Annotated in this window: 5 protein-coding genes; 1 reads left to right on the plus strand and 4 read right to left on the minus strand. The window is 68.0% G+C overall.

All coding sequences use genetic code 11. From position 1 onward, the window contains the following. The first annotated feature begins 349 nt into the window (after nt 1–349). Nucleotides 350–1,660: a PQQ-like beta-propeller repeat protein gene (locus FJY88_11500; protein ID MBM3287957.1), complete on the plus strand. Its 1,311-nt coding sequence runs from the start codon at nt 350–352 to the stop codon at nt 1,658–1,660. 39 nt (nt 1,661–1,699) lie between these two features. Here the strand turns inward: FJY88_11500 and FJY88_11505 are convergent, their stop codons facing one another. The 4 genes from FJY88_11505 to FJY88_11520 form a co-directional block, all read right to left on the minus strand. Further along, entirely contained in the window at nt 1,700–3,169 is a 1,470-nt protein-coding gene (locus FJY88_11505; protein ID MBM3287958.1) for a pyridoxal-phosphate dependent enzyme, read from the minus strand. A 3-nt stretch (nt 3,170–3,172) separates the two neighbouring features. Then, complete coding sequence (locus tag FJY88_11510) at nt 3,173–3,991, minus strand: hypothetical protein (protein ID MBM3287959.1); 819 nt, start codon at nt 3,989–3,991, stop codon at nt 3,173–3,175. Further along, complete coding sequence (locus tag FJY88_11515; GenBank protein MBM3287960.1) at nt 3,988–4,689, minus strand: nucleotidyltransferase family protein; 702 nt, start codon at nt 4,687–4,689, stop codon at nt 3,988–3,990. Before FJY88_11515 ends, FJY88_11510 begins: the two co-directional genes overlap by 4 nt. Further along, the coding region (locus FJY88_11520) for a molybdopterin dehydrogenase (protein ID MBM3287961.1) at nt 4,686–5,577 on the minus strand (892 nt) is incomplete at its 5' end. The genes FJY88_11520 and FJY88_11515, both read right to left, overlap by 4 nt.

The following is a 5,577-nucleotide window of genomic DNA, read 5'->3' on the forward strand; positions in this document are numbered from 1 at the left end:
AGAGAGCATCCTGACGGTCGCCTGCATCCTCCTGTGCCAACCATTGGTCGCCGCGGCGGGGCCGACCCTTCAGTGGAACGATCTCCACGACGGCGGGGCCAACTACACCGACGTCGGCACCGCCGCCCTTTGCGACCCCGATGGGAACCTGGTGGTGGGAGGCGAGAGCGCGGACGGGACGCAAGGGCTCGACATGCTCATCCGCAAGCTACACAGGCACACGGGGGAGGAGATCTGGCGCAGGCGGGTCCCCGCCCCCGACGGTCTCGACATGGCCCTGTCCGGGATGGCGTGGGACGGCTCCGGAGATCTTCTCGTCGGAGGTTTCATCCGCGCCTGCGATGGGTGATTGCACGGCGATGACGTCACCGTCCTGAAGCTGGACGGTGCGACCGGGGAGGTTCTCTGGTCTCAGCGCTATCTCGGACACGGAAACTTCCATGAGACCGTCCTGGCGATCGCCTCCGACGCGGAAGGCAACGCCTTCATCACCGGCAGGGCCTTCAATCCGAGCTGGGGCGATGACGTACTGATCATGAAGTTCGCCGCGGAAGACGGCGAGATCCGTTGGCTCCAGCTGATCGGCGGCCCCGACGCCATGGACGATCGCGGCTGGTCGATCGCCGTCGGCCCCGACGGCAATCCCGTGATCACGGGAATCGAGGGCCGCTCCGACGGAAGCGGGAACTTCTTGACCTTCAAGCTCGACAGCGCGAACGGAAATCTGATCTGGGACATGTCGCTTCCCGGGGCCGTTTACAACATCAACGAGAGGGCGGGCTGGCTCGCCGTCTGCGACGACGGCGACGTCGTCATGGCCAATCGGACGTGGAGCCCGACCACCGGCTACGATGTCGTGCTGCATCGGTATGAGGCGCTGGACGGAGACCCCGCCTGGTCTGTCCGGTACAACTCCACCGGGACGAGAGTGGACAATCCTAGGGGCATGGTCAGGGACGCCGCGGGGGACCTTCTCATAGCCGGCGTCAGCAACGGCGACTACATGGTCCTCAAGTTCGCCTCGTCGGACGGCGAGTTCCTGTGGAGCGGGAGCTATAATGGCCCTTCGGGCGGATACGACGCAGCGAACTGCGTCGTTGAGGCCGCGAACGGCGAGGTGGTCGTCAGCGGTTTCTCGACCGGCTCGACGACGAGCTGGGATGTCGCGACGGTAGGCTTCGACCCGATCCATGGGTCGCGTGTCTGGGCTGAGCGCTTCGATGCAGGCGACAGCCAGGCCGACGAGGGGGCATTTCTGGCCTCAACGCCCCTGGGGGGCATCTATGTTGTCGGATACGGATACCGCCATGCGACAAGCAGCGACCTGCTCTCCCTCTGCTACCAGGATGAGGCCTCGGGCGTGCCCATGGACGCGCCGCAGCGATTGCCTCTTCTGACGGCCTACCCGAATCCCTTTGATGGAGAGGTTCGCATGCGCCTCACGGGCGTTCCCGCTGGAACAGCCCACGTCGACCTCTATGACATCTCCGGCAGGGCGATCGTCTCGCTGGCGCCGCCCGAAGCGAGCGGCGGGGAGGCCGTGTTCGTCTGGAACGGGATTGGCCGCGACGGGAAGCCCGCCGGGAGCGGAGTCTACCTGGTCATGCCGAGAGCCCAGGTTCCGATCGCCCCTCTGCGTCTCACGCGGATCCGCCGCTGACGACGCCTGTCGGCTTGCGCGCGGATGCCGGCGGGGGGATCAGCCGCCGGCCAGGCCGGTCCTTCGGTTGAAGTCGGCGATTCGCGCGTCCCACTCCTCGACCTGGGCATAGGTCTTCTCCCAGAAGTCGGGGCTCCACAGCTCTCGCAGCTCCTCCACCGTCCGGCCCTGTTGCTCGACCCAGGTGAAGTACTTCAGATTGTGCAGCGCCTTTCGATCGTGATACCCGAGTTCGCGGACGTTGTCTGTGGCGATCCCCTCGAGATGGCGAGCGAAGTGCCGGCCCGCGAGGTCGCTCGAGTATGGGCCCAGTTCGCGGCGAAGCTCGTCGATCCTCGATCCGTAGAGATCCATCGAATCGGTGAGGGGGGTGAAGATCCAGTCGGAAGGCCCCATCTCGTAATGCCTCGCGGTCTTGATGGCCGCGACGAGATTGCAGATGGAGGAAATGCCGAGCAGGGGCAGCCGGGAGATCGCGTCCTCGCCGATCCCTTCCGCCCGCAGGAGAAGGCGTCCTGCCTCCTCGTTGAAGAGGCGGAGCAGGTCCATGCACTGGCCGTCGTCGATCGCGCAGACGAGGTCGGTGTTGCGGACATTGTGGATCCAGGGAACGTGCTTGTCCCCGATCCCCTCGATCCTGTGCGCGCCGAATCCGCACCGGAGGAGGGTGGGGCACTGGAGCGCCTCCACGGCCGCGACGACCGTGGCGGCGGAGCGCCCCTTGAGGAAATCCCCCGCCGCGATCGTCCCGGCTGAGCCGGTGGCGCTGACGAAGCCGCTCAGGCGATCTCCCGGGCGACGAAGCCGCTCGAAGATCTCGGAGACGATCGGGCCCGTCGTGTGGAAGTGCCAGACGGCGTTTCCGAACTCCTCGAACTGGTTCAGGACCACGATTCCATCGCCTCGCTCCCGCTTGAGCTCCCAGCACTTGTCGTAGATCTCCTTCACGTTCGACTCGGAGCCGGGGGTGCGGATGATCTCATCCGTTCCGATCGCGCGCAGCCAGTCGAACCGCTCCCGGCTCATCTCCTCGGGGAGGATGGCGATGGCCGGGCACGCGAGGAGGGCGCAATCGAAAGCGCCGCCGCGGCAGAAGTTGCCGGTCGAGGGCCAGACCGCCTTCTGGCGGGTCGGGTCGAAGGCGCCGGAGACGAGCCTCGGAACCAGGCATCCGAACCCCGCGCCGACCTTGTGAGATCCGGTCGGGAAATACCTTCCGACGAGCCCTACGATGTTCGCCTGCACGCGCGTGAGGGCCGCTGGGAAGTGGATCCAGTTGCCGTCGTTGAAGAGTCCGCCCTTCTCCTTCGGCTCGTTCTTCCAGGTGATCCGGAAGAGGTTGATCGGGTCGAGGTCCCAGAGGCCGACCTCCTTCAGTCGCGAGCGGATCGCCGGCGGGATCCGCTCGGGATTCCGCAGCTCGCCGAAGGTGGGGATGACGATGCCGCGCTCGCGGCAACGCTCGACAGTCCTCTGCAGGACGGCGTCCTGCTTCCCGCTCAAGGGCATCTGCTACTCCTCCGTGCCGGACCCGTCCCGGAGGCTGGGCCGGGATCCCGCGTTCATCTGGCTGATGATCTCGGACGCGATCGAGACCGCGATCTGCGCCGGCGTCTTCGCCCCGATGGGGAGCCCGATCGGGCAGCGCACGCCCGCCAGCCACGCTTCCTCCACGCCGCTCTCGCGAAGGCGCAGGGCGACCTCTTGCCACTTGGTCCGACTCCCGATCATCCCGACGTAGCGGGGGAAGCGCTTCTCGGCGAGCGCGCGGAGAGTCTCGGCGTCGAGAGCGTGGTCGTGCGTAAGGACGACGACGTGCGTGTATCGCTCGAGCCGCGCGCCGCGGACAAAGCGCGGGGGAGGCTCGCGGACGATCTCCAGGGCGTCGGGATATCGGGACTCGGCGCAGACCTCGGCCCTGCCGTCGGCGATCGTATAGAGGATCCCGAGCTCCCTCAGGATGCGCGCGAGCGCGAAGGCGACATGGCCTCCGCCGCAAATGAGGACCCACGCCGCGGGCAGGGAGAGAGCCACCGACAGGGTCGCGCGCCCGCCGCAGACGGCGCCGATCGATTCGATGGAGGCGGCGTCCAGCGAGTACTCGAGCACCCCGCCCCTTCCCTCCCGAAGCATCGCCGCCGCATCCCGCGCGGCCCGCCGCTCGAGGGCGCCCCCGCCGACCGTCCCCTCCTGGCGGCCGTCGGCGAAGAGGATCATCTGCTGGCCCGGCTTTCCCGGAGTCGAACCCTCCGCGTCGACCACTGTGAGGAGCGCGAAAGGCTCGTTTCGATCCATCGCGGCGATTGCCGATAGCAAGACCTCGCGATTCAAGTCCCCTCCGTCTCCCGGTCCGGCGGTCTGTTCATGTTACGCAAGATTCCCGCATCAGGAACGGCGACCTCGATCACCCGACTCGGATCCTTGCGCAGGAGCAGGTGGAGCGGCTCGTCGGCCCCGAGGGCTCGAATCTCGCTCCAGATCCCACGGCCGATCAGGATGGGGTGGCCCCGTCTCCCCTGGAACACGGGGACGAGGATCCTCTCCTCCGCGAGAGGATCGCTCAGGAAGCGATCGTTGAGCGAGCGCAGCGTCGCGGCCCGCACGAAGGGGAAGTCGACCTGATGGATCAGGACCCCCGAGGCGCCGGCCGGCAGAGCCGCGAGCCCCCGCTGGATGCTCCCCGTCCGCCCTCTCGGCCAGTCCTCGTTGTGGACGAGAGTGATGGCGGCGCCGGGCACGCGGCCGAGGGCAGGGGAGGGAGCGGGAACAGGAACGCGGCCGGGTGCATGGAAGGGAGCGAGATCGGGCACGCCGGCGGACGCGAGGAGGGGAGCGAGATCGGGATCGGTCCGCACCGCGTCGGCTCCGGATCCGATGACGATCGCGATCCGGCCGATCCCCGCGTCGATGAGCGTCTCCGCGGCGAGGGGAAGCCATCCCTTCCCGTTCGACGTCGCGAGCGCCTTCGGCCCACCGTATCTTCTCCCTTCCCCCGCGGCGAGGATCAGTCCGGCGATCGATCGGATCATGGTTTGTGAAGTTCCTCGAGGAAGCGCGCCAGCAGCCGGCCGGTCACAGTGCTCCGGTAGCGCGCCGTGGAGCGGACGTCATCGATCGGGGAGACCTCGAAGGATGCGATGAGCGCCGCCTCGCGGATCAGGCCCGGGGTGAGCGTCTTTCCCTCGAGTGCGGCCTGCGTCCGGGCGAGCGCGAGCACCGTCGGCGCGACGCTCCCGGCGGCGAGCCGCACATTCCTCAGAACGCCGCCCTGGTCGAGGCGGGCTCGGCATGCCAGCGAGACCTTGGCGATCGCCTGGGCGCGCCTCGTCCCAACCTTGAAGAACGCCTGCCTCGTTCCCTCTTCCGGGAGCGGCACGCGGACGCGAACGAGCATCTCGTCCGGCCTCCGCGCCGTGGACCGATACCCGAGGAAGAACGATTCGATCGGCACTTCACGAGCGCCCTCCGGACCGGCGAGGACCACGGCTGCGCCGAGCGCGGCGAGGACGGGAGGGGCGTCAGCGGCGGGAGAGGCGCTCGCCAGATTGCCGCCCAGCGTCGCCCGGTTCCGAATGGCGACGGCGCCGAAGAGCGAGGCCGCCGCGCGAAGGGCGGGGAGATGCCGAGCGATCAGAGGATCGTCGAGGATCGATGAGAAGGTCACCGCCGCCCCGATCTCGATCACGCCGCCGGTCGGCTCGATCCGCGAGATCTCGGGCAAGCCGGCGATGTCGATGAGCGGGCCGCGCGGCGTCGTCCCGAGCTTCAGCATCGTGAGCAGATCGGTCGCGCCCGCGACGAATGTGCATTCCTCCGGATGCCGCCGCAGCAGGGTGATCGCCTCCGCGAGGGTTGCGGGGCGGTGGAGAGGCTCATCAGGGAGGCCCGCTACCGGGCCCGCGCTTGTGATGTCGGGC

It is taken from the genome of Candidatus Eisenbacteria bacterium (assembly GCA_016867495.1).
Lineage (GTDB): Bacteria > Eisenbacteria > RBG-16-71-46 > CAIMUX01 > VGJL01 > VGJL01.

Excerpts from the sequence above, each read along its gene's own strand:
- FJY88_11505 (MBM3287958.1), bottom strand. The coding sequence starts at position 3,169 with ATGCCCTTGAGCGGGAAGCAGGACGCCGTCCTGCAGAGGACTGTCGAG.
- FJY88_11515 (MBM3287960.1), bottom strand. The coding sequence starts at position 4,689 with ATGATCCGATCGATCGCCGGACTGATCCTCGCCGCGGGGGAAGGGAGA.